Source organism: Deinococcus yavapaiensis KR-236 (genome assembly GCF_003217515.1).
Classification (GTDB): Bacteria; Deinococcota; Deinococci; order Deinococcales; family Deinococcaceae; genus Deinococcus_A; species Deinococcus_A yavapaiensis.
In genome coordinates this window covers 1-21470 of record NZ_QJSX01000017.1, presented here as the reverse complement: position 1 = coordinate 21470, position 21470 = coordinate 1, and the positions used below count along the sequence as shown (strand labels likewise).

23 protein-coding genes are annotated in these 21470 nt (G+C 66.1%); 11 read left to right on the top strand and 12 right to left on the bottom strand.

Annotated elements, in window-relative coordinates; genetic code table 11:
• Positions 1 to 251 precede the first annotated feature (251 nt).
• Entirely contained in the window at positions 252 to 1085 is an 834-nt protein-coding gene (locus DES52_RS18245; protein WP_146237375.1) for a GNAT family N-acetyltransferase, read from the top strand.
• Between the two features lie 274 nt (positions 1086 to 1359).
• On the opposite strand, the gene DES52_RS23130 is transcribed toward DES52_RS18245, so the two are convergent.
• From DES52_RS23130 to DES52_RS18235, 3 genes are all read right to left on the bottom strand, one after another.
• Positions 1360 to 1512, bottom strand: coding sequence for a hypothetical protein (locus tag DES52_RS23130; RefSeq protein WP_170131151.1), 153 nt, complete (start codon positions 1510 to 1512; stop codon positions 1360 to 1362).
• Positions 1509 to 2429: a MerR family transcriptional regulator gene (locus DES52_RS18240; protein WP_110888273.1), complete on the bottom strand. Its 921-nt coding sequence runs from the start codon at positions 2427 to 2429 to the stop codon at positions 1509 to 1511. The genes DES52_RS23130 and DES52_RS18240 overlap by 4 nt, the downstream gene beginning before the upstream one ends.
• A gap of 490 nt (positions 2430 to 2919) precedes the next feature.
• A complete protein-coding gene (locus DES52_RS18235; RefSeq protein ID WP_170131150.1) occupies positions 2920 to 3372 on the bottom strand; it encodes a phosphotransferase in 453 nt (150 codons plus the stop codon).
• Between the two features lie 297 nt (positions 3373 to 3669).
• Here DES52_RS18235 and DES52_RS18230 point away from each other — a divergent pair, with 297 nt between their 5' ends.
• Positions 3670 to 4647, top strand: coding sequence for a WD40/YVTN/BNR-like repeat-containing protein (locus DES52_RS18230; RefSeq protein ID WP_146237374.1), 978 nt, complete (start codon positions 3670 to 3672; stop codon positions 4645 to 4647).
• Here the strand turns inward: DES52_RS18230 and DES52_RS18225 are convergent.
• Complete coding sequence (locus DES52_RS18225; RefSeq protein WP_110888270.1) at positions 4637 to 7333, bottom strand: AfsR/SARP family transcriptional regulator; 2697 nt, start codon at positions 7331 to 7333, stop codon at positions 4637 to 4639. The genes DES52_RS18230 and DES52_RS18225 overlap by 11 nt on opposite strands.
• A 628-nt stretch (positions 7334 to 7961) precedes the next feature.
• Positions 7962 to 9008 (bottom strand): Atu2307/SP_0267 family LLM class monooxygenase, encoded by a 1047-nt coding sequence (locus DES52_RS18220; protein ID WP_110888269.1) that lies wholly within the window; start codon positions 9006 to 9008, stop codon positions 7962 to 7964.
• A gap of 102 nt (positions 9009 to 9110) precedes the next feature.
• Between DES52_RS18220 and DES52_RS18215 the strand changes: the two genes are divergently transcribed.
• From DES52_RS18215 to DES52_RS18200, 5 genes are all read left to right on the top strand, one after another.
• Positions 9111 to 9563 carry a MarR family winged helix-turn-helix transcriptional regulator gene (locus DES52_RS18215; RefSeq protein WP_211317959.1) on the top strand — a complete coding sequence of 151 codons (453 nt, stop codon included), beginning with the start codon at positions 9111 to 9113 and terminating at the stop codon, positions 9561 to 9563.
• Between the two features lie 372 nt (positions 9564 to 9935).
• Positions 9936 to 10427: an NADPH-dependent FMN reductase gene (locus tag DES52_RS18210; protein WP_245901130.1), complete on the top strand. Its 492-nt coding sequence runs from the start codon at positions 9936 to 9938 to the stop codon at positions 10425 to 10427.
• Entirely contained in the window at positions 10394 to 10528 is a 135-nt protein-coding gene (locus tag DES52_RS23620) for a hypothetical protein (RefSeq protein ID WP_281268587.1), read from the top strand. The genes DES52_RS18210 and DES52_RS23620 overlap by 34 nt, the downstream gene beginning before the upstream one ends.
• Positions 10529 to 10912: 384 nt before the next feature.
• Positions 10913 to 11944 carry an alpha/beta hydrolase gene (locus tag DES52_RS18205; RefSeq protein ID WP_245901128.1) on the top strand — a complete coding sequence of 344 codons (1032 nt, stop codon included), beginning with the start codon at positions 10913 to 10915 and terminating at the stop codon, positions 11942 to 11944.
• Between the two features lie 414 nt (positions 11945 to 12358).
• Positions 12359 to 13357, top strand: a complete 999-nt coding sequence (locus DES52_RS18200; RefSeq protein WP_110888268.1) for an acetylxylan esterase — start codon at positions 12359 to 12361, stop codon at positions 13355 to 13357.
• A 49-nt stretch (positions 13358 to 13406) separates the two neighbouring features.
• Here the strand turns inward: DES52_RS18200 and DES52_RS18195 are convergent, their stop codons facing one another.
• Together DES52_RS18195 and DES52_RS23615 are read right to left on the bottom strand one after the other, a co-directional pair.
• Positions 13407 to 14069, bottom strand: coding sequence for a DAPG hydrolase family protein (locus DES52_RS18195; protein WP_110888267.1), 663 nt, complete (start codon positions 14067 to 14069; stop codon positions 13407 to 13409).
• Between the two features lie 625 nt (positions 14070 to 14694).
• Complete coding sequence (locus DES52_RS23615) at positions 14695 to 14829, bottom strand: hypothetical protein (RefSeq protein ID WP_281268586.1); 135 nt, start codon at positions 14827 to 14829, stop codon at positions 14695 to 14697.
• A gap of 177 nt (positions 14830 to 15006) precedes the next feature.
• Here DES52_RS23615 and DES52_RS18190 point away from each other — a divergent pair, with 177 nt between their 5' ends.
• Positions 15007 to 15822: a class I SAM-dependent methyltransferase gene (locus DES52_RS18190; RefSeq protein WP_110888266.1), complete on the top strand. Its 816-nt coding sequence runs from the start codon at positions 15007 to 15009 to the stop codon at positions 15820 to 15822.
• A gap of 210 nt (positions 15823 to 16032) precedes the next feature.
• On the opposite strand, the gene DES52_RS18185 is transcribed toward DES52_RS18190, so the two are convergent.
• A complete protein-coding gene (locus DES52_RS18185) occupies positions 16033 to 16896 on the bottom strand; it encodes a GNAT family N-acetyltransferase (RefSeq protein WP_146237373.1) in 864 nt (287 codons plus the stop codon).
• 431 nt (positions 16897 to 17327) lie between these two features.
• On the opposite strand from DES52_RS18185, the gene DES52_RS18180 reads away from it, so the two are divergent.
• The 3 genes from DES52_RS18180 (at position 17328) to DES52_RS18170 (ending at position 18381) form a co-directional block, all read left to right on the top strand.
• Entirely contained in the window at positions 17328 to 17603 is a 276-nt protein-coding gene (locus tag DES52_RS18180) for a hypothetical protein (protein WP_110888264.1), read from the top strand.
• Positions 17604 to 17674: 71 nt separating this feature from the next.
• Positions 17675 to 18010, top strand: coding sequence for a hypothetical protein (locus DES52_RS18175; RefSeq protein WP_146237372.1), 336 nt, complete (start codon positions 17675 to 17677; stop codon positions 18008 to 18010).
• Positions 18011 to 18018: 8 nt separating this feature from the next.
• Positions 18019 to 18381, top strand: a complete 363-nt coding sequence (locus tag DES52_RS18170; protein ID WP_110888262.1) for a hypothetical protein — start codon at positions 18019 to 18021, stop codon at positions 18379 to 18381.
• Here the strand turns inward: DES52_RS18170 and DES52_RS18165 are convergent.
• From DES52_RS18165 to DES52_RS18150, 4 genes are all read right to left on the bottom strand, one after another.
• On the bottom strand, positions 18368 to 18586 hold the full coding sequence (locus tag DES52_RS18165) for a hypothetical protein (protein ID WP_146237371.1): 219 nt from the start codon (positions 18584 to 18586) through the stop codon (positions 18368 to 18370). The two genes, DES52_RS18170 and DES52_RS18165, sit on opposite strands and share 14 nt — an antisense overlap.
• Before the next feature lie 264 nt (positions 18587 to 18850).
• Complete coding sequence (locus DES52_RS18160; RefSeq protein WP_110888260.1) at positions 18851 to 19333, bottom strand: response regulator; 483 nt, start codon at positions 19331 to 19333, stop codon at positions 18851 to 18853.
• Positions 19334 to 20517: 1184 nt separating this feature from the next.
• Positions 20518 to 20682 (bottom strand): hypothetical protein, encoded by a 165-nt coding sequence (locus DES52_RS23125; RefSeq protein WP_170131149.1) that lies wholly within the window; start codon positions 20680 to 20682, stop codon positions 20518 to 20520.
• 98 nt (positions 20683 to 20780) lie between these two features.
• On the bottom strand, positions 20781 to 21128 hold the full coding sequence (locus tag DES52_RS18150; protein ID WP_110888258.1) for a hypothetical protein: 348 nt from the start codon (positions 21126 to 21128) through the stop codon (positions 20781 to 20783).
• Positions 21129 to 21470 lie beyond the last annotated feature (342 nt).

Below are 21470 nucleotides of genomic sequence, written 5' to 3'. Positions count from 1 at the left end.
TGAATACGCTATGCACGGTGGAGGTGAACATGGCGGGTCGTGCGTTACCGGGCAGCAGCACGGGCCTTCAGAAGCAGGCTGGGCGTCGCTGATACGGCCCAGCTCGTCGAAGTCGCGACCTTGACGACGCAATCGTTCGGTCAGCGTGAAGATCGCGGGCGATGCGCGCCTCAGCCTCTTCGAGGAGAATCTCGAGGGCCGTGTAAGCTAAGGGAAGAAACGGCAAGGAGCGCCGTCACGCCGGAGACTTTATGGTAGCCCCACCCGTGCTCACGTCCACGCTGATCGAACGATTGGAGTCCACCATTGCCCGTAAGGGCCGTGAGGCCCTTCTCCGCGCCGCCAAGCTTCCTGGGAATCCTTACGAAGTGACGGTCGCTCAGCACGGCGAACTGTTCGCACATCGTGTCGCGACCCTCCCACACCTTCCTTGGTACAACAGTGTCGTCGGCCTGAACGACCTCACGTGCCCCGCTCTCGATGACGTCCTTTCGCTTTACACGTCCTCAGGCATCACCCCCAGCGTGAGCGTTTGGGCCACCCGTCTCACGCCCACTGTCGGAGCCGCCCTCTTCGATCGAGGATTCACGCCCTGCGGCGTCGGCGCCACCTTGTACGCCACGGCGACCGCGCCTCGAACCGTCACGGTGCCGGGCGTGATGGTCCGTGAACTGGCTGCTGGCGAAGAAATGGAAACCTTCAACGAGGTGCTGTTGAGCGGCTATGCATTCACACATCCAGCGCAACGAGCCTTGGCCGTACTCGAACACAACGCGCCGGATGTTCGGCGTTACCTCGCGGTGGTCGAGGGTGAACCGGCCGCCGTGGCGACTTTATACGTGCACGACGAGACTGCCTTCTTGACGGGGGCAACGACACTTCCGGCGATGCGTGGTCGCGGCGCGCAAATGGCTTTGATCCGAGCGCGGTTGGCGGATGTGGCGGGCGTGTGCGAGTTCGCGACGGTGACGACGGCGTTCACGTCGCGCAGCCAGCAGAACTTGGAGAAGAACGGCTTCCGAGTGGCACAGATCAAAACGACGTGGACGCCGCGTGGCAGTCTCGTCGGACCTGGAAAAGGATGAGCGTGCGGTCGAAGGCGAGGGCGAGCGCCTTGCAGAGACGAGCCGGTGCCGACGCGGTCGTTCAAGAGGCCTGCGGCATGAAGTCGTGCTCGTGGAATCAAGCGGTTTCCGCTTCTCGCTTCTGAGCGTTCGAGCCTGACTCGCCGGGCACGATCGATCACCACGAAACCGCGCCACGGCTCGTAGATGCTCAAGTCCAAGCCGACGGTTAGCGAGCCGTACGTGTCCGGCGGAAGGTAGAACGCGCCCTCGTCGTTGATGATGCCCTCGTGCTTTACAAAGCCGTGCCAGGCAGGGGAGGTGTACTCGATGTTCCCGCCGACCGCGTCTTACAGCGTGTCGGCGCGTCGGGATCAGCGGGCAACTCGCGCATCTCGCGGCGGTCGCTGGAGTGCAGGATGTAGAAGCGAGCGGAGGGAATGGTCATTCGACCACCCAGCCGCGGGAGACAAGCCCTTCGTCGTCGTTCACTTCGCCGTCGATGCGGACGCTCATGGCACGTCCTAGCATCACGGCTTCACGCACGCTCGGCACGTCGTCCTCGCTCGCGTTCGACTCGTCGAGCAAGAACGCGATATCCGTTTCGTACTCCTCTGGGTTCGGCGTGTCTGGAACGCTCTTCACGTAGAACTCGACCGTGACGCCTGTGATGCGCAGCCCACGCCGAAGCGCCTCCTCCACCACCACGGCGTACGCCGCGCCCGTCCGGTCGTACGGTCCGACGAAGCGCCCCACGAAGGCCGGGCCACCCTGAAACGTCCGCGCCTCGATGCGCCCGGCGGGCTCCACCTCGCCCTCGACGGGCACGCAGACCTCCACGAGGCTGCCGTCGCCCGCGTCGTCGTTGTGATGAACGAAGAAGCTCGGCGCGGCCACGCGGTACCCCCGGGTCTTTTGATACGTCACGAGTTCTCGCAGCGCCTCGGGAATGACCTCGTAGTGCGGCGGCACGAGTCGCGTACGAATGGTGAGGATCTGACGTTGAGGGAGCTGTTCGACGCGGTATTCCATGGGGTCCTCCTGAAGGATGCGGCGCAGGTGCGCGAGGGACACTTGGCGGTCGTGAATCTCGGTGGTGAGGCGTTCCTCGTGACGCGAAAGCACCTCGCGGGCGAGGGTGGGCTGGTCGAGGAGCGTGCGGATCTCGTCGATCGGCACGCCGAGTTCGCGCCAGCGCCGGATGTGGACGGCACGCTGAATCTGCGCGACGCCGTAGAGGCGGTACCCCGTGAGTGGATCGACGTGGTCGGGGCGAAGCAAGTCGACGTCGTCGTAGTACCGCAGGGTCTTGGCGGACAGGCCGGTGAGGACGGCGAAGCGGGAGATGGTCAGGCGGGCGGGCATGTCACGCACGCTACGGGTTCCAGTGACGGGAAGGTCAAGGGCGCCCCTCACACCTGCGGAGCGGGGCCGCCACTCGGGCCGGTCCCTACAATTATTGATACCTGCGAACGTGACCCGTTCGAGCGTCATGACGACAGGGCGGTAACGCGAACTCTTCCTGCTCGACGTGGGTAGGCAGGCAGGCGCAACATCGGTTTGAAAAGAAAAGGTAAACAACCCGTCCCGCGTTTTCCTCGGGGTTCAGACTGCCCGCACCCAGGACTGTGCGACCTTGTGGATATCGCGGGGCTCGACGTATTCCTCGGCGAGCCGACCCAACTGTTCTGGGTTCGGGCAGCGCCGGGATCGATGACTTCACCCGGAATGTCCTGGTCGTTCGCTACGAAGCGACACGAATCCTGATCGACTCGGCGGTGACGAACGTCGCGCCTACGAGAAGGTCGGCTTCGGGCGGTTCCACGGCCATCGCATCGGGGACGGGGCCGGGATTTCACCGTGCTTCAAGCTGTTCGAACCGCTCGCCTTCGTGGAGTCCCACGGTCGTGAGCTTCGCGTCATGCGAGCCCAGCCACACGAGAAGCTCTGGCAGCGCCCGCAGACGCGCTCCGGCCCGCGCCGCCTCCGGTGCGCCCGCCTCGACCTGCCCGACGCTCCACACGCCCAGCGCCGCCTGCCGCAGCAGCATCGCCGCGGCGAGCGCGTTCGCCTCGTCCTCCTCGAGCGGGCCGTACCTCCGGAGGAACGCGCGAGCGAGCGTCCAGTCCGGCTCGGTCCGGACGAGCACTTCCATCAGCGCCGTCGTGATGTCGAGCACGCGAGCGCCGACGCAGGCGAACTCGAGGCCTAGCGCGGCCGTCACGGAAGGGTCCTCGTACAGAATGTTGACGCTGTTGAAGTCTCCATGCACGACCACGCGCGGCAACCTCGCGTAGGAGGCGCTCACACGCCGAGTCGTCTCCACGTACGCGACGCGCTACGCCGTCGCGTTCGCCTCGCCACCCAGGAGGTCGAAGTGTGCGGAGAGCGCTGCGAGCGGGTCGGGTACGGTTCCGCACGCCGACCGTGCGCGCCCTCCGTTCCTTTCGATTCAGGTCCGGGTATGACGTTGCTACGCGAAATGTACCCGAATCGTACCCGGGGGAGCTGGCACGCTCGCGGGGTGAAACACACCTCCTTTCTGTCTTCTCTCGCTGTCCGTCGTTCCTACCGCCGCGTCGCGGTCCTTCTGGCCGCTGCTCTCATGGCTGCGCCGTCGAGCGCGGTGGCGGCCGGGTTGTTCTGGGGTGTCGGGTCCGACACCGTGGATCGTGGCGGCAGCAATTCCTCGTTCATCGCCACCTCGCTCGACGGGAAGGTGTGGACGAAGCTGTACGCCCAACCGCGCGGCGGGAAGCTCGTGGGGCTCGCGCGCGGCACGGACCGCTTCGTCGCGGTGGGCGAAGGCACCATTCTGCTCTCGAAGGACGAGGGGCGCACATGGCGTGACGTGCCCTTCGGCTTCGAGAACTGGGCGTCCGCTCAAACGCTGCGTGACGTCGCGTTCGGCGACGGCCTCTTCGTCGCCGTGGGCGGCGGTGAAGCGATCACGACCTCGCCGGACGGTGAGACGTGGACGACGTGGGGAGCGGGCGCGACCGGCGCGCCCGCCGTCACGGACCCACAAACGATCCGTCGGGCCGTCACGTTCAAAGCGGTGCGCTTCTTCGGCGGGAAGTTCTTCTTGGTGGGAAGCGAGGCGCGCGTCACGGTCATGAGCGTGAAGGATGGCAAGCTCGTCCTTGAAAGCACGGTGGCGAATTCGCGTCGCCTTCCACCCGTCTCCTTCACGGACATCGCGTGGGACGGCGACAAGACGCTCGTCGCCGTCGGCTCCCTCAACGAGGACCGCTTCGTTTCCAAAGACTTCGGGCGCACGTGGACGCCCATCGAGGCATTGCGGCAAGCGGACGGCGTGGGTTTCGGGAACGGCGTGTTCGTCGCGGCGGGCACCTTCGGCTTCCTCGCGACATCGAAAGACGGCTCGACTTGGGTGGAGTCTCCCGACTTGGGGCGCGGCGTGGGCCTCCTCGACGTGGCTTTCGGTGGCGGCACCTTCGTCGCGACCGGTGCGGACGGCGCACGCTACGTGAGCCCGGACGGATGGACTTGGACGAACGTTTCTCAGAAGGCGGGCGAAGGTCGCTTCAGCGTGCGTCGCTTGTTGTTCGTCACGCCTTGAGGTCGGCGGGCGGGTCGTCTCCGAAGGTGTCTCGCCATGCGACTGTGAACTCCTCGCGAGCGCGACGCGCGACGTCGGGGTGTCCCGCCGCGTTCGCGGTGCGCGTCAAGCCTCGCGCGGCCGCTTCCGAAACCGCGTCGAGGTCGCGCGCCCGACGGTACGCCTCCAAGGCGTCATCGAGCTTCCCGGCGCGCTCGCGAGACGCTCCGAGCGTCACGGCGGACAGCAACGCGTCCTCGTGGGCGCGCGCACGCCAGGTATCTACCCACTCGCCGTCCATTTCCGGCAGGAAGACGCCGCGCACCTCGTCGAGTGCGGCTCGCAGGGCGCTCGGATCGCCGTTCGTCACGGCGGCGCGTAACGTCAGCACGTCCACCGTCACGGTGAAGCGTTCGGAGAGGCGGTAGATGCCGCCTTCGTTCGGCACCGGGTCGAAGTCGCTTCTTCCGCCGAGGGCGGCGCGCAAGCGCCGCACGACGACTCGCAAGTACTCCGCGTGTCGTCGATCACCTGAGCCGTGCCACAGTTCGTGCAGTAACCGCTGACGAGCCGTCGGGCCGTGCAAAGCGAGCCAGACGAGGACTTCCCCGCACTTCGCGAAGGGAAGCTTCACGGCTCGCTCTCCGAGGGTGACGTGCAAGCGGCCCAACGTGAAAAGACGCAACGGTACGAGAGGAGTGGCGACGCCTGTGACTTCGCGCGGCCATCCGGGGCGAGCGTCGGGCGTGGCCGCGCCTTGTGCGAACGCCAAGTCGGCGAGCGCTTCCGGCGCGTTGCAGTCCCGCGCGGCGAGCAGGGCGGCGTCGAGCGCCGCGCGGGCAGCCTCCGCGTTGCCCGCGCGACGCTGAGCCTCGGTCAGTTTCGCGCCGAGGGAGACGCGGTGAAAAGCGCTGCGGGGATTGTGCGCGTTCGCATCGAGGGCGCGGCCGTACCACGCGGCCGCTTCAGCCCACTCGGAGCGCGCGGCGTGCCACGAGCCGCGCGCTCCGAGCAACGACGGGAGGTGCATGTCGTCGGCCGCTTCCGCTTGCGCGATGGCCGTGTCGAGGCGCCCGCGCGCCGCGTCGAGGTCGCCTCGCGTCACGTCGAGAACGGCGAGCATGTGCTCGGCGGGCAGGGCCGCGAGAGGGCGACCGAGCGCGCGGAATTGAACGGAACTTTCGGTGAAGCCTCGCCACGCCTCGCCGAGTTCACCTCGCTGCACGTCGATCAAGGCGAGCGCGTAGGCAGCGAGCGCTTGCTGAGGAAGGTCGTGATCGTCGCGCGCGAAGCGCAAGGCCAGCTCGGCGGCGGCGCGCGCCTCGTCGTAACGGCCCAGCAGGTGAAGTGCGGCGGAGCGGACGCGCGCCGCCGTGAGGGAGGCGCGCGGATCGTGCGTGAGCCCTTCGATTTCGTCGGCGAGACGCAGCGACGTCGCGTAATGACCCGCGCGACCCGCCGCGACGTGCAGCCAGTACAGCGTTCGCGCGTCCGCTCGACCTTCGGCGCGTAACGCCTCGAGGATCGGCACGCCACCTTGAAAGTCCCCGGTCGCGCAGCGCGCCGCGCCCAAGTGGCGACGCAACTCGTCGCTCAAAACGTCGGTCGGTAAGGCTTCGAGGAGGCGACGCACGAGTGCGTGCTCGAGCCGCTCGGCGAGGTCGGGCACGAGGCGAGCCGCGAGCCGCTGGGCGTCCTCGGGACGGTTGGCCGCGAGGGCGTGCCGAAACGCTTCCAATGGACGCCCGTCCGCTTCGGCGGCGCGGCTCGCCCGCGAGTGCAGCTCGGCGCGCCACAAGGGGTGGCGGCGCAGTTCCTCATCGAGGGCCGACCGAAGCAGGGCGTGCGGTCGAAACGCACCGCCACCCAGGGGAACGAGAGGTAATCCGGCGCGGCGCGCATCCACGAGCCAACCGGCGGGCAAATGCGCCAGGGAAGGAGCGTCCTCGGCCCAACGATCCGTGACGCTCGCTTCTGCGAGCGCGCCTCGCAAGGCGTCCGGCAGTCGCGCGAGGGCATCACGGGCGAGGTCGTCCGGGTCGAGGAGCGGTGAGGCGCCGGACGCGACGAGCGCGACGCCGACCGGCCAGCCTTCGAGGGTGGTAGGCGCGGCTCGGCCTTGCAGCGCCGCGCGCGCCTCCTGCGCGTCGAAGGCGAGGTCGTCCGGTCCGAGCAAGGCGGCGCGTCCGTCCGCCACGAGACGCGCGAGGCGCAGGGCGGCCGCGTCGTACGTCGCGACGAGCACTTGATGTCCGGCGGGCAACGCGTGAACGAGGGCGTGCAGCCACGCCGTGCCGGAATTGGAGAGGTGGTGCGCTTCGTCGAGGACGAGGCGTACGCGGCACGGCGCGGCGCGCAGCGCGAGGGCAAGTGCTCGCCCTTCGGCTTCGGGCGCGGCGGACGCCGCCGCGGAGCGCGGCAAGGAAAGGGCGGCGTGTACGGCCTCCCGAACGCGACGCGCGACGACGCTCGCGTCGGCATCGTCTTCGGTGAGGGTGAGCCACACCGTGGTGTCGCCGCAGCGCCGCACGTGCTGCGCGAGCGCAGTCGTCTTGCCGTACCCACTGCCGGCGGTGAGCACCACGATGCGCGCGTTTCCAAGCGCGTCGAGCCGCGTCAGCAGGCGGGGGCGCTCGATTTCGTGAGGCAGGGGGGTGGGTGGCGCGAAATCGTTCTGGATGGGCAGCGGGTCGGACGAAGGCGCCACGCTTCATTATGGCAAGGCTTGACGCTCTGGCCTTCACGCATTCCGCGAGGGGAGCGCTCACGGGTACAATCCGGGTAAGTCGTTTCCGGCTGTGCGCCCGTCCGCTTCGCCCGCACGGTACGAGCATGAATTCCTTCGTTGAAGCCGTCCGAGCGCCCGGTGCGCCACCGTTTCGATTGCGTTCTCCGGAACGCGCCGCCGACTACGCCCGCATGGCCGAGGACGAACGAGCCGAACCCTTCGTAGCTTTACACTCGCGCCCGAGCGCACGGCGGTCGTCCCGAGTGACCACTTCTTCGTCATCACACGCTGAGTGGTGCGGTCGCTCGAAGTCCAGCCAACGAACCCCATGTTCAGTGATGTCCACTCGTGCGAGGAGAGGCCAGCAGCCAAGCTCACCACAGGTACAGGTCAGCGAGATGACCAGCTCGCCTTCCCTGTAGGACAGGTGGTTGCCAACTCCGGCGCGATGAGCCAAGCTTGGGCGAGGGCGCCCGTGACGCGTTTCGGAATCCCTCCGTAACCTCCCGTCACGGTTGGTTCCCCTACTGCACGTCACGTTCGTCCGAACAACGATGCCAAAGGCGCCCGACACAGGCTCGCGGCCACGTCCGCGCCGGGCTCGGCATCATCGCCCGACCCCTGCCAACCGCTCACGCACGCGGGGCGCGACGTCACTTCCGAGCAGGTCGATCGCGCGCAGCATGCGCGGGTGCGCCATGGCCACGTTCGTCATCTGGAAGGTCAGCCGGGACACGCCGCCGAGCACCTCGTTCACCCACACCGCCTTGTCCGCCACCTCGCGCGGACCGCCGATCAGGTACGCGCCGGTCGGGCCGCACTCGGCGTCGAAGTGCGCGCGGGACGGAGCGGCCCAGCCACGTTCACGCCCGATGGTTTCCAGCATCCGCGCCCAACCCGGGTAGAACGCGTCCCGTGCCGCCTCGGAGGTCTCCGCGACGAAGCCGAAGGCGTGCACGCCCACTCGCAGCGTCTCTTCGGCATGTCCAGCGGCCATGCCCGCGCGGCGGTACAAGTCGATGAGGGGACGGAAGCGGCGGAAGTCCCCGCCGATGATGGCGACCATCAAGGGCAGGCCGAGCGTTCCGGCGCGCGCGAACGACGCGGGCGTGCCGCCCACTCCGACCCAAACGGGCAACTGCTGCTGATGCGGGCGAGGGTAGACGCCCTGCCCGGTAAGGGGCGCGCGGAAGCGGCCCTGCCAGTGGACGTGTTCCACGTCGCGAAGCTTCAGGAGCAAGTCGAGCTTCTCGGCGAAGAGCGCGTCGTAGTCGTGCAGGTCGAGGCCGAAGAGGGGGTAGGCTTCCACGAAGGAGCCGCGTCCGACGACGAGTTCCGCGCGGCCTCTGGACAGCAGGTCGAGGGTAGCGTACTGCTGGAACACGCGGACGGGGTCGTCGGCGCTGAGGACGGTGACAGCGCTGTTGAGGCGGATGTGGCGGGTGCGCGCGGCGGCGGCGGCGAGGATGACGGCGGGCGCGGCGTCGAGGTACTCGCGGCGGTGGTGTTCGCCGACGCCGAAGGCGTCGAGGCCGGCGGTGTCGGCGCGTTCGATCTCCTCGACGAGGTGGTTGAGGCGGTCGGCGCCGGAGAGGGCGAGGCCGGTGGCGGGGTCCGTGACGGTGGCGGCGAACGAGTCGATGCCGATTTGCATGATGGTCTCCTGCGAGATGTGTGGAACGATTGATGGTCGGATCAGGCCGCGTCAGTTCCTGTTGAGATTGACGAAGGCTCACTTTAGCACTAAAGTGATTTCGTGAAGCAAGCGCCTCCTCCCGCGACCCGCCACGCCAGCACCGGCCGTCCCGCCGTGCTCGCCTGGCTGAGGATGGCTCGCTTTACCCAGCACGTCACCAAAGCCTGGACCGAGGTCCTCCGGACGCACGACCTCAGCCCCGCTCAGTTCAACGTCATCGCGACGATCGGCGGTCAGTCCGGCCTCACCCAGCGGGACCTCAGCCAGAAGCTGCTCGTGACCGAGGGCAACTCCAGTCAACTGCTTCTCGTCCTCGACCGGCGCGGCCTGATCGAACGTCGCGCCGCCGGCAAGGAAAAGCTGCTGTTCCTCACGCCCGCCGGGCGGGCGCTGTTCGACACCCTCGTTCCCATCCACGAGGACTGGCTGGTCGGGCAGTTCGAGGCCCTCACTCCCGAGGAGCAGGTGGAACTGTCGACGCTGCTACGTCGACTTGAGCGAACTCCTCGCTGATTATTTGGCCTCAACGCTTTAGGCCTAAACCGAGACGTTCACGCTTCCGCCGCACAAGGAGCACTCCATGCATACGGCCCTCTGGCCCCTGCAAGCCCTCCTCGCCCAGCCCAAACCCAAGATCGTCACGCCCGCGAACGCCCCCACGAACGACTTCGACTCCGCGCGATCCGCCTGATCGGCTTCGCGGAAATCCTCCGGGCCTTCAGCCCGCGCCTTTCCACCGCCCTCGTGCTGGCCGTCCAGGAGCGGCCGATGAACATCGGCCGCTCCTGGATCGGGCCCTTCGACGCCTGACCAACGACTTCCACACTCCACCGACCGCTCGGGACACGAACGTCCACCGCACGCGACACACGCCAGGAGGCGCACATGACGAACCCCAAGATCGGCATCATCCTCAGCAGCACCCGCGACACCCGCTTCGCCGACAAGCCCGCCACGTGGTTCTTCGGCCACGCACGGCAACGCACCGACCTCGATTTCGAACTCCTCGACCTGCGAGACTTTCCGATGCCGCTGTTCAACGAGGTCGCGTCGAACGCCTGGGTGCCCAGCCAGAACGAAGTGGCGATCCGCTGGCAGCAGAAACTCACGGAGTTCGACGGCTTCGTGATCATCGCCGCCGAATACAACCACGGCCCGACCGCCGTGCTCAAAAACGCCCTGGACTACGCGTACCCCGAGTGGAACAAAAAGCCCGTCGCGTTCGTCGGTACGGCTCCGTCGGCGCGGCCCGCGCGATCGAACAATTGCGCCTCGTCGCGATCGAGCTTCAGATGGTGCCGATCCGAACGTCCGTTCACCTGCAGGGTGGAGATTTCTTCGCGGTGTTGCAGCAGAAAAAGACCATCGAGGACTTGACGTACCTCGTGCCGGGCGTGCAGGGCATGCTCGACGAACTCGCTTGGTGGGCGACCGTCCTCAAGACGGCGCGCAACCCCACGGCCCAGCCGACCACCTGAACGGAACCTTCGAAAGCACCCGGCCAAACGCGCTCTCGAAGGCGCGGATCTTCGACGCCTGCCGACCCGCGTGCGCCGACGCCCGTCCGGACTCCTCTTTTCTCGAAAGTGCTTGATCGACGTGGAGAGTCGCGAGCACCCTTTCATCGTTGCCGTGCATCCAGATGCAATCTAGGAGAGACGCCGCGCAGACCGCACGCGTGCTTCCAAACTAGGAAGTGGTCAAGGATCAAGAACATCGAAGCGACCTTCGATCCTCAGGGCGGACGCCGCCCGAGCGTCCCGCACGGAGCAACGTGCGGATGACCGGCGACGATGATGGGGCGCTCCTGCCGTCCGACGGTGGCTGGTCCGTCCGGTAGGCTCCGTACCAGGGAGGTTTCCATGAACACCACAAGAATGCTCGGCTTCGGTTTGGCGCTGGGGGCGCTCGGCATGTGGATGTACTCACGACGTGCCGCGTCGTACGCGCGGCTGCATCCGGAGTTGCGCTCTCCGCTGCTGCGCTTGCGGCATCCTGCCGTCACCGCCGCGATCGTCGCGGGACTCGGCCGCGTTCCGCGCCGTGTCTCCGATCCAATCGACGTGAGCTTCGAGACGCGAGACGTGTCCGGCCCGGCGGGCGCACCGGACGTGAAGGTGCTGCTGTACCGACCTCTCGGCGGGCAGCAAAATTCGGCAGCGTTGCTGTACATCCACGGCGGCGGCTTCATCACCGGTTCTGCGGACGCGTACCATCGGCAGTGCGCGCGCCTCGCGAACGAACTCGGGCTGCTCGTGGTGAACGTCGAGTACCGTCTCGCGCCCGGCACGCCCTTTCCAGGACCGCTGGAGGACTGTTACGCCGCGCTGACGTGGCTTCACCAACACGCCCCCGAGCTCGGAGTGGACCGAGAGCGAATCGCCGTGGCGGGGGACAGTGCCGGGGCGGGACTCGCGGCGAGCCTCGCGCAACTCGCGCACGATCGGGGAGAGGTACGCCCGGCGTTCCAGTTGCTGCTGTATCCCATGCTGGACGACCGAACGGTCCTGCGCGCGGATCACGACGGGCGGGGAGAGTTCGTGTGGACGCCCGGCTCGAATCGGCTGGGCTGGACGTCCTACCTGGGACGCGCGCCTCGCGTGGAGGACGCGCCCCCGTACGCCGCGCCCGCCCGACGCGAGGACCTCTCGGGCCTCGCACCCGCGTGGATCGGGGTGGGAACGCTGGACTTGTTCTACCTCGAAGACCGGGAGTATGCACGTCGCCTCACGGCGGCGGGCGTGCCATGCGAGTTCTTCGAGGTGGACGGCGCGTTCCACGCGAGTGAGCTGTTCATGCCGGGCGCGTCGGTATCCGGCGTGTTCCTGGAGCGGAGCCTCGATGCGTTACGGCGTGGGCTGCGCCTCGACCCTCCGAACGAGCCGTCCGAATGACAAGACACTTCGTCGACGCATTCATCTCCCGAGCTGACAAAACAGCAGTCTCGCCAATCGACATCCCCGCTGGCTGACGGCAGGGAGTCACCACGATTCCGTGTTGTCGGGCATCGGTCAGTTTCGCCGCAAGCCCGCCTGAGCCGCTTCCCGGCGATCACCACGGGACGAGCGTGACGAGCGCCACGGCGAGGAAGTTCGTCCCGCGTTGCGATCGCCCGGAAGTCTTCACGTGCCCTTCCTCGCGGAGTACGGCGCTGATGGGCGAGGCGGTGCGGTGCGGTTGACGTAGAGTTGCGGCGCGACGAAGATGGTCTGCACGCGGACCTCGACGTACCGAGCGCGTTGCATTCCACCGGAAGGTGCGATGGCACGTGCGCGGCGCCCAGGTCACCGTGACTTCCGGAGGTGTCCATGGCGTGGTTTGACTTGTCAGAAGCGGAATTGCGATCGTACACGCCAACCGTGCGTGAACCCCAAGACTTCGACGCGTTCTGGGCCGACACTCTCGCGGACGCCCACGCGCACCCGCTGCTGCTCGACGTCAGCCCGGTCGACACGCCGCTCAAGCGCCTCACCGTGCACGACGTGGCCTTCGCGGGATACGCCGGGCAAGCGGTGCGCGCTTGGCTGATCGCGCCGAGAGACGCCCCGAGTTCGGTGCCGTGCGTCGTGGAGTACATCGGGTACGGCGGTGGTCGCGGCTTGCCGAGCGACTGGTTGTTGTACGCGAGCGCCGGGTACGCGCACCTCGTGATGGACACGCGCGGGCAAGGCAGCGTGTGGCGCAGAGGCGACACGCCCGATCCGGACCCCGCGCCGCTCGGCGGGCAACACCCAGGTTTCCTCACGCGGGGTCTGCTCGATCCGCGAACCTATTATTACCGCCGTGTCTTCACGGACGCGGCGCGCGCGGTGCAAGCGGCGCGCGCGCTGCCGGGCGTGGACGCGGCGCGGATCGCCGTGGCGGGCGGCAGTCAAGGCGGCGGCATCGCCCTCGCGACGGCGGCCTTGATGCCGGACGTGAGCGCGTTGCTGGCCGACGTGCCGTTTCTGTGCCACTTCGAACGGGCGGTGGCGATCACGAACGCGCAGCCGTACGCCGAACTCACCGGGTACTTGCGAACGCACCGCGACCGAATCGAGCGGGTGTTCGAGACGCTCGCGTACTTCGACGGCGTGTCGTTCGCGCGTCGCGTGAAGGCGCCCGCGCTCTTCAGCGTCGGCTTGATGGACGAGGTGTGCCCGCCGAGCACGGTCTTCGCGGCGTTCAATGGCGTGCGAAGCGCGAAGGACATCGCCGTGTATCCGTACTCCGGCCATGAAGCGGGGGAGGGACCGCATGCGCTGCGCCGCCTCGCCTTCTTGGAGGAGACGTGGCGGACGCCACGAGCGATGGAGGTCGACGCGTGACTCGCTTCCGGCCCTGACGCGTCGGGAAGCCCCGCACAGCGGCGCGACTTCAAATGCTCCGCGTGGACCACAAGTCCGGCAGGAAGAACTCGAAGTTCCCGACTTCTTCGATGTTGTGCCGCAACCACGCTCGGCCCATCGCTTCCGGAAAGACGCGCCGCGTGAGCAGGCCGTTCAAGACGCGCCGGAACATCGGACTCGACGTGCCGACCAGCATTTGCGATTCGTACCGCGTACCGCCCGGGACGCTCGTGAACCAGTGCTCCAAGCTGAAGACCGGCACGCCCGCCAAGAACTTCACGAGGCGAATGCCGGTGTCATCGAGCTTCTCGACGTACTCCACGGAGTCCACTCGGTAACGTTCGTCACGTCCGAAAACTTCCATGATGCGGAAGTGCGCGCCTTCGCCCACCCGGCCGTCGCGGACGAGGCGTGGTTTGGTCAGCGCGATGTGATCGCGCGGGTGCCACACGCGGTAGCGGGGATACACGCGGCCCGCGTAGGGCATGTCGAGGTGGACGCCTTCGAACCACCAGCGCAGCATGGCGGGATGAATGTTCTTGAGGAGCGCGTGGTCGATGGTGAGTTCCATCAGGCCGTCGCGGCGGAAATGCAACGAGGTTTGTGCCGTGTCGAGGGTGCGCATGCGCCAACCGAAGTCCAGCGGGGGCGGTAAGGGGTGGGCGCGGGCGGGACCGGTGGAGCGCGTCATACGTGCAGGGTGCACCGGAACTCATGATTCGGCCGTGATTCCTCCCGGCGCCCTTCATGGGTGGAGGCATGGCGGTGGGAGGGATGGGTTTCTTCGGATTCACTCGAACCGAAAAGGCCGGACCTCCTGAGCGAAGAACGCGTCTGCTTGTTTTGGGATTTCTCGTTCCTGGGGCAAGATGTCGTTCTTCCGCTTCAGGCGCTTGATTTCTTGCTGCTTGGGGCTGAGCCGCGGTTTGCATGACTGCGGAAAGGCCGCCGCGCCCTATTGGTGATGTTCGCGCACCCACTCGTGCAGCAGCGACTCGCCACGTTCGAGGTCTCGGGCGACGCGCCAGCGTGACGTCGGGTTTGCTTGACCAACCGGCCGGCTTCTTGTTTGAACTCCGCCGAATATCCCCGGTCGTTGTCCTACGGTCTTCCTCGCGGGTGTCGTCGAGGCCATTCTCGGCGTCTCCCCGACAAGCGCTTCGCCGGGAAAAGGTGAGTACTGGCTGTCGCGCCGATGAAGTATTGCGATGTCCACACGAATTAAGATGAATTGTCAAAGACCCGCGCGCCGTTCTCCGTCATTTCCGGAGGCTCGGACAACAGGGAAGTCCAAGGAGCTTGCCCGCGCGGCTTGTTCAACCCAGGTGAGCAACGAGCGCCGTGGCTGATCCGTGAAGAGCGATCGAGCACGCGGCACCGCCGCGAACGGCGCCGAACTCCGCCACGCCGACCAGCGTCACGTCCATCCAGAAGCAGAGGATCGTCGTCATCGAGAACTCCCGACGTGTACCGCCCCGGACGGCGCCCCGAGTCCCAGCACGGTGACCGGCCCGGCCATCCCCGCTCCCTTTGCATCCGGTCACGCTTGGCCACCATGACGCTTCTTTGTCGGGCCCGAACGCTGGCGTTCGGCGGACCGCAGCCGCATTCCAGAAGGAGGAGTTCAAATGACGCAGCCGCAGACGGACATGAACGCCCTGAAGGCCCGCCTCAAAGCCACCTGGATGAGCGGAGACTACAGCACCTTCGCCACGCCGCTTTTGCCCGGCGCGCTGGAGTTTTTGAAGCGCGCCGACCTCAAGCTCGGCGAGCGCATGCTCGACGTGGGGTGCGGTGCAGGTCAGACAGCGATTCCCGCCGCGCAAGCCGGCGCGATCGTGACGGGCGTGGACATCGCCACGAACCTGATCGAACATGCGCGTGAACGGGCCCGTAAAGAGCAGGTCGACGTGACCTTCGAAGAGGGGGACGCGGAAGACCTGCAATATCCTGACGCGAGTTTCGATGTGGTCCTGAGTTTGTTCGCGGCGATGTTCGCTCCCCGCCCGGATTTGGTCGCGAAAGAGCTCACGCGTGTGTGCCGGCGAGGAGGGCGGATCGTGATGGGCAACTGGACGCCGACTTGCTTCATCGGTCAGATGTTCAAGGTGATCGGACGGCATGTGCCGCCCGCGCCGATGCCGTCACCGTTGTTGTGGGGCAACGAGGACACCGTGCGTGAGCGTCTCGGCGACCGGGTGCGCGACGTTGTGATGACGCACGGCTCGTACCAGTTTGACTATCCGTTCTCGCCCGAGCGGACGGTCGAGTTTTTCGCGACTTACTACGGCCCCACCAACCGCGCCTTCGCCGTTCTCGACGAGGCTGGACAAGCAGCGCTCAAACGTGACTTGACGGCGCTTTGGTCGGACAACAATCAGGCGCAGGACGGCAGGACGATTGTGTACAGCGACCTGCTGACCGTACAAGCCATTCGCGCCTAACCCGAAAAGCGCGTGACGAAAAGCCGATGACCACGACAGACGCTCACGAGGTCATCTGCCTCGCTGGCGCACGAAGGCAAGCCGGTTCGAGTGTTCCCAGTTTGCCTTCGGCGCACCTCGCCGCTCCAGAAGAGCTGGAATCTTGTAGTACGCCCGTCGCGATTGTTTGCGTGTCAGCGAAGGTTCGTCCTGCCCTTCTCGCCCTTCCGATCAGTTCGAGCTCGCCTTCGTGAAGTACGCCACCTCGAAGACGGGGCGGAAGCCCATCCGCTCCAAGTTCCGCCGGCTCGTATTCACTTCACCGGCCGTGACGTCCACGAAAAAGTGCTCGCACCCCAACGTCAAGCCTTCCCGTAAGCGCCTCGCGATGAGTGCGCGCTGCCCGCCGCGCCCCCGACTCTCCGGACGTGTCGCGGTCGTGTGCAGCAACGCCCTCTCTTCCAACACGGTCAGGAATCCGGCGCTGCTCGGCCCGTCCTCCTCCTCGACGACGTACCCCTTCCACCCCAACGTCGTCATGGTGAGCGGGAGGAACTCCTGTGCCAACGCGGGCATGCCGAACTGCGACATCAAAAGCGCGACCGCCGCCGACACGTTCGACTGCGAGATCTCCACCGCCACGGGTCCGCCCTCTGGCAGAAGCTCCAGGGCGGCGCGTGCAGTGGACGCGGAAGCGTACAGCACCACCTGCCGGTACACCTCTCGGATGCCGTGCGCTTCGAGCATGACGGGAAGGTCGGCTGGTCGCGTGCGAGGATCGACGACCAAGCCCCACGCGGGCGCCCGGCACGCGTCCACCGTCGCGAGGAGGGCGGCAATGTCCTCTTCCGTGGCGGGCGCCGAAAGACCGAAGCCGCGCACCGAGTTGAACGTCGGAAGGGGAAGCACGCGCATCAAGTGCAAGACGCCCGCGCTGAACGGGATGCGCTCGATGCCCGCTCGCTGCTGGAAGTCCGGCGGCAGCGCTCGATACCCGTCGAGCGTGTGCTGATAGAAGGCGTCGCGCTGCTCTACGAGCACTCGAAGGTCGAGCGGGGCCATCTGTGGATCGAAATGGAACTGGCTGGACGTCATGCGGATCCTCCGGTGTTTCGAACGGTGGGGGCCGAGCGTGGCGTCCGAAGGCGATGCACGATGAGATGGACGCGCTCGATTAGGAGTGCTGAGGTGCATCAAGCGTACCGCAAGAGCGCTGCTCGAGGGATGCGAGCGTGGAAACGGGCGAGGCGCTGATGTAGGCCGCGACGAGCCGTTCGATGCCGAATCGTCCAGGCCAAACACCCTACCACTCCTTCACAACGGAAGCCCGAAGGGAATGGCAAGTCGGAGGCGCGCTTACCATGAATCGAACGTTGAAGTGCATCACGACTTGTGACAAGCGGAAGCCTCCTGCTTTCGTCCTTCAACGAACGACGCTCGCTTGGCACGCGAACCGGGATCAGAATTACCGGACGCAGCGTCGTGCGTCCCAGACGCCGCGGTCACCTCGCGGACGGAGGGAAGAGATGAAGCACACACGACAAAACTACCTCACGGCGCTGCTTTTGAGCGCGCGGCGTGCCGCGCGTCGAGCAAGCCAAGCATTCAAGAAGCTGCCGAAGCTCTTGACGCCCGGCGTTCGGCCTGACCACCTCGAACGCTGGCGCGACGAAGGCCGATCCGGGGACGCTGCCCACCATTTCGACGAGGCCATGCGGACGTTCAAGTACCGCAAGATGGTGCCGCTGGTTCTACCAGTGCCGCGCCGACGTAGACAGACCTCGAGCGAGGGGAGCCGGTGAGCGCGCGCGTCTCGCATTTCGGGTTGATTCCTCGCCCGAGACTGTACGGCGTTTTCAATCGACCCGAGCAAGTGTCGGCATTACGTGACACGCTCGCCACGCTGGGCATGAACGCCAAACACTTGAGCGTGCTGGAAGGCTCCATGGGAATTCGGCAGTTGAACAGCCGAGGTCACCGTGGTGGATTGCTGGTGCGCCTCGTGCGGAACGCGCAAGGCATGACGGACGAGCAACGCGAAATCACGAAGTACCGTGAGGCGTTGCAAAGGGAACACTTGGTGGTCTTGGTGGACATGCCACGCGACGATCACCGAGTGAAAGAGCAACTTCGGCAAGCGTTTCAGCAAGCGGGAGCCAGCAGCATCGATTACTTCGGGACTTTCGTGAACGAACAACTCACGCGTTGAGGTGACGTATGCAGACCAGCACCCGCAAAGGCATCGCGTTGATCGCCGCGTCCCTTCTCGCCGATCGGGCGTACCTCGGAGTTCGTAGCCACGACGATGACCGCAGTACGAACTTCACCGGGCGAATCGGTCTCGTGACGAACGTCTACGATGACGACCGCAGCGTGAACATCAGCGGCTCCTTCCGAGATGGACAGTACGAACTGTACGACTGGGGCACGGAAACGCGGCTGTCGTTACAACTACAAGACCGCGCGTTCAGTGGCCGTGACGCGCTGAGCGGACGGGACTTCAACAGCGTGGTGGACCAGCGTCACGTGACGCTCTTCGACAGCGAAACGCAACGGCATCACGAGTTCACGCTGCGCTAGGTTGGCGAGGCGCTGGAGATCGTACGGGCGCGGCTTCGGCCGCGTCCTTTGCTTGTTGGCCGTCCTCCTCGGCGAGCTTGCGCGGATCGACGAGGCAGGAATCGTCCCTCGGCGCCAGCACGAGGCGCGGCCCGAGCACGTCACCGAGCGTCCGCTCGCCCACGGCGACCGTGAAGCCGCGTGGTGGCAGCTCGAGGAGACTCACGCACGCTGTGCCATCCGCGTAGATCTGGACGCGCGCGAGATCGAAGCCGTCCAGAGGTGCGTGGACGTCGAAACCCGGCGATGTGAAACGGCGGGATGCCGGGGACATCCCTGGACACCTGAGGTGGTGTTCGCGGCGAGTGCGAGCGGAACACCGCGTGAAGCGTGAGCGTCTCGGCGTCGCTCGAGGAAGGACAATACCGCGACGGCCGCAAGAGGGCGGCGGGCAGGCAACGTAGCCGTGCAGTTTCTCGTCCTACCACGCTCAAGTCGGTACGCGAGGCCATCCGTCGCCGGGCAGCAGCACCGAGCCGAGCCAGAAGCGCGTCACGGCCTCGACGACGCGGCACATCTCGTCGAAGGTTCCGACCTTCCGCACGTACGCGTTGGCGTAGCGGCGGTAAGCGGCCATCACTTGTTCATCGGCGCCCTGCTCGGTGAACACGATGATCGGGATGCTCTGCGTCAACGCGTCCGCCTTGAGGGCTTGCAGCACCTCCAGACCGTCGAGCGTGGGCAGCCCAAGATCGAGCAGGATGAGGCGAGGCTGCACGTGTCGCGCGGCCTCCAAGCCCGCCATGCCGTCGTGCTCGACGCGCAGCACGACCGGAATGCGCGGTGACGTCACGCACGCGAACGCTTGCCGCAGCAGGTCGCTGTCGGCCTCGTTGTCCTCGATCACGAGGATGAACGGATGCGTCTCGTCCTCAGGGTAGGCTCGTCCAGCCTGACGTGACACGTCGTTCATACGCGTGCCTCACTGACCGGGTTGGCAAAGGAAACAGGCATACCGGGAACCGAGCTTCGTTCGATTCCCGCGTCGGTCATGTGGAGGAAATTGAACGTACCTGAGGTGCTGAGCGTGCTCGGGCCTTCCTTTTTGCTGTCTTGAGGGTGGTTGCCCCCGCGGGTGAAGCAGGCGAACACGGCCGTTCCCATGGCGCTCGAGGTGTCATCGATATTCTGGTTCGCGCCGATGCCCGCCTCTTTGAAGTTGCTGGTGACACTCCCGTTGTTGAGGGTACCCGTGGCGTTGATGGAGTGAGGGCTGGCCGCCCATGCGATGGAGCCTAACTCGAATGTACCCAGAGCGATCGTTCTCGAAGAAATCAGAGTGATCCTCCTGTACCCGTTCGGGCACGGTGCGCCTCGCGGCGCCGAGAGTGCGAGTTGTCAAGAGGTCTTGCGGCCTCGGCCAATCAAGGGTTGGGCTCACGCGGATCGTGTGACGTCCTCGAGGCGTGTTGGTGTCGTGGTTCTCAGCGCGGCGGGTGGCGCCAGCACGTCTGAGCGAGCGGCCATGCGTTCGTGGGTGACGGCCGCATCGAGTGTTGGATGTTTGCGTTCCAGGGTCCGTGAATCACGTCAGCGCTCGGAAACGAATGGTCGTTCGTCCGTACGTGAGGGCCGATTGCGTGTAGGTGGGGCAGCGCTCGGATCACTTGTCGTTGGCCATGAAGCGCCCTCGAAGCTTTCTGGAAGCTCATCTGCACTCTCGTCCTTCCGATGAGTGGGTGGACTCGTGTTGGGTAAGGGAGGCTTGATCGGCACTCATGACAACGAAAGCTGGTCGGCTTGAGTCGACGCTCCTCCGTTTTGCGCGTTCCAGTCACTTGAAGTTCGTCTTAGAAGGACTTCAGGCCGATGCGGCACTCGTGTTGCAATGAGCCGCGAGAAGGCACCTGTTGTCCCCGTGGAGGACAGGCGACAAAGCGACGGCTCCGCGCTCGAATTCGACCGAGTCCGGGCCGTACGAGCCTAGAGCGGCTGAGATCTCCAAACCAAGCTGCTCTTGGCCAAGGCGAGAGTGTCGAGATCGGGGAAGCTTCCGTCGCCCATCTGCCTGCAGATTCGCCTCGGCGCGCCCAGCGTGTAAAAGGAGGAGGGCGCCCACCGGGCGCCCTCCTCCTTCGTATCGTCGATTGTTCGGCGTCAAATGCCCGCCTCCTTCACCGAGGGCCTGCTGACCTCGGGCGTCGCGTAGATGTCTGGGGCGAGGCGCTCGGCGAGCATGGCCAGCGCACGACCGAGTCGCGAACGCAGGGACACTCGAGTGACTTGCCGCTCCAACGCCGCTTGCCGCTGAAAATCTGCCACGCGATGCATCCCGTGTTCTTGCGCCATTCGAACTTGATGTTCCGTCATGATCCTTCCCCCTTTGGTCGATCTATGCGTGCGTAACCTGACAAGAATTGTCACACCGACTTGCTGGCGAATCGCATGGGGCCACGCGCCTGCGCGGCGATCGCCGTTCTCGCTTCGAACCGCTTCGTCATGGTGTTGGCTGTGATGTTCACGACTGCCGAGAACGCGCTGAACTTGCGGTGCGTCTTCGCTTGGAGCACCACGTTGGCGTGGTTCACGGGCGAGCGGTACGAGAGGGCGGCGTTGAAGGCGGGGCGCATGGGGCGGTACTTGGCCGTCAAACTGCTGCTGCTGCCGCTCCCGGCGTCGAGGAATTGTTCGATGGTGTGAGCGGACGCGGAGGTGAAGGTAGCGAGGGCGGCGAGGGTGGCGAAGGCGGTCAGGGTCTTGGTGGTCATGTCGTGCTCCTTTTGTTTCAGCGCTCGTGCTTTCGTTCGCTGATGACCTCAAGGTACGCGCCGACCTCCCGTTCGCGCGCCCTGAGGACTCGGTACGACCGCCCTTCTCCCTCGTACTTATTCCTGAGTAGTCGTCGCTCCGAAGGCGTCGAGGAGCATGGGCCCACGCGAGTCGTGAACATCTTGTACGCGGCGCTTGAACACGGCACGGCGACACTGTCTCCATCAGAAGCGAGACCGCTTCGCCAAGGAGACTCCCCATGACCCGCACGATCCGCACGCTCGCCCTGTCCGCCCTCGCCGCCCTCACCCTCACCACCAGCCTCGCCTCGGCGTCGAGCG

Coding starts and splice junctions, on each gene's coding strand:
- DES52_RS18245 (WP_146237375.1), top strand. CDS start 252: ATGGTAGCCCCACCCGTGCTCACGTCCACGCTGATCGAACGATTGGAG.
- DES52_RS23130 (WP_170131151.1), bottom strand. CDS start 1,512: ATGACCATTCCCTCCGCTCGCTTCTACATCCTGCACTCCAGCGACCGC.
- DES52_RS18240 (WP_110888273.1), bottom strand. CDS start 2,429: ATGCCCGCCCGCCTGACCATCTCCCGCTTCGCCGTCCTCACCGGCCTG.
- DES52_RS18230 (WP_146237374.1), top strand. CDS start 3,670: ATGGCTGCGCCGTCGAGCGCGGTGGCGGCCGGGTTGTTCTGGGGTGTC.
- DES52_RS18220 (WP_110888269.1), bottom strand. CDS start 9,008: ATGCAAATCGGCATCGACTCGTTCGCCGCCACCGTCACGGACCCCGCC.
- DES52_RS18210 (WP_245901130.1), top strand. CDS start 9,936: ATGACGAACCCCAAGATCGGCATCATCCTCAGCAGCACCCGCGACACC.
- DES52_RS18205 (WP_245901128.1), top strand. CDS start 10,913: ATGAACACCACAAGAATGCTCGGCTTCGGTTTGGCGCTGGGGGCGCTC.
- DES52_RS18200 (WP_110888268.1), top strand. CDS start 12,359: ATGGCGTGGTTTGACTTGTCAGAAGCGGAATTGCGATCGTACACGCCA.
- DES52_RS18195 (WP_110888267.1), bottom strand. CDS start 14,069: ATGACGCGCTCCACCGGTCCCGCCCGCGCCCACCCCTTACCGCCCCCG.
- DES52_RS23615 (WP_281268586.1), bottom strand. CDS start 14,829: ATGACGACGATCCTCTGCTTCTGGATGGACGTGACGCTGGTCGGCGTG.
- DES52_RS18190 (WP_110888266.1), top strand. CDS start 15,007: ATGACGCAGCCGCAGACGGACATGAACGCCCTGAAGGCCCGCCTCAAA.
- DES52_RS18185 (WP_146237373.1), bottom strand. CDS start 16,896: ATGACGTCCAGCCAGTTCCATTTCGATCCACAGATGGCCCCGCTCGAC.
- DES52_RS18180 (WP_110888264.1), top strand. CDS start 17,328: ATGAAGCACACACGACAAAACTACCTCACGGCGCTGCTTTTGAGCGCG.
- DES52_RS18170 (WP_110888262.1), top strand. CDS start 18,019: ATGCAGACCAGCACCCGCAAAGGCATCGCGTTGATCGCCGCGTCCCTT.
- DES52_RS18160 (WP_110888260.1), bottom strand. CDS start 19,333: ATGAACGACGTGTCACGTCAGGCTGGACGAGCCTACCCTGAGGACGAG.
- DES52_RS18150 (WP_110888258.1), bottom strand. CDS start 21,128: ATGACCACCAAGACCCTGACCGCCTTCGCCACCCTCGCCGCCCTCGCT.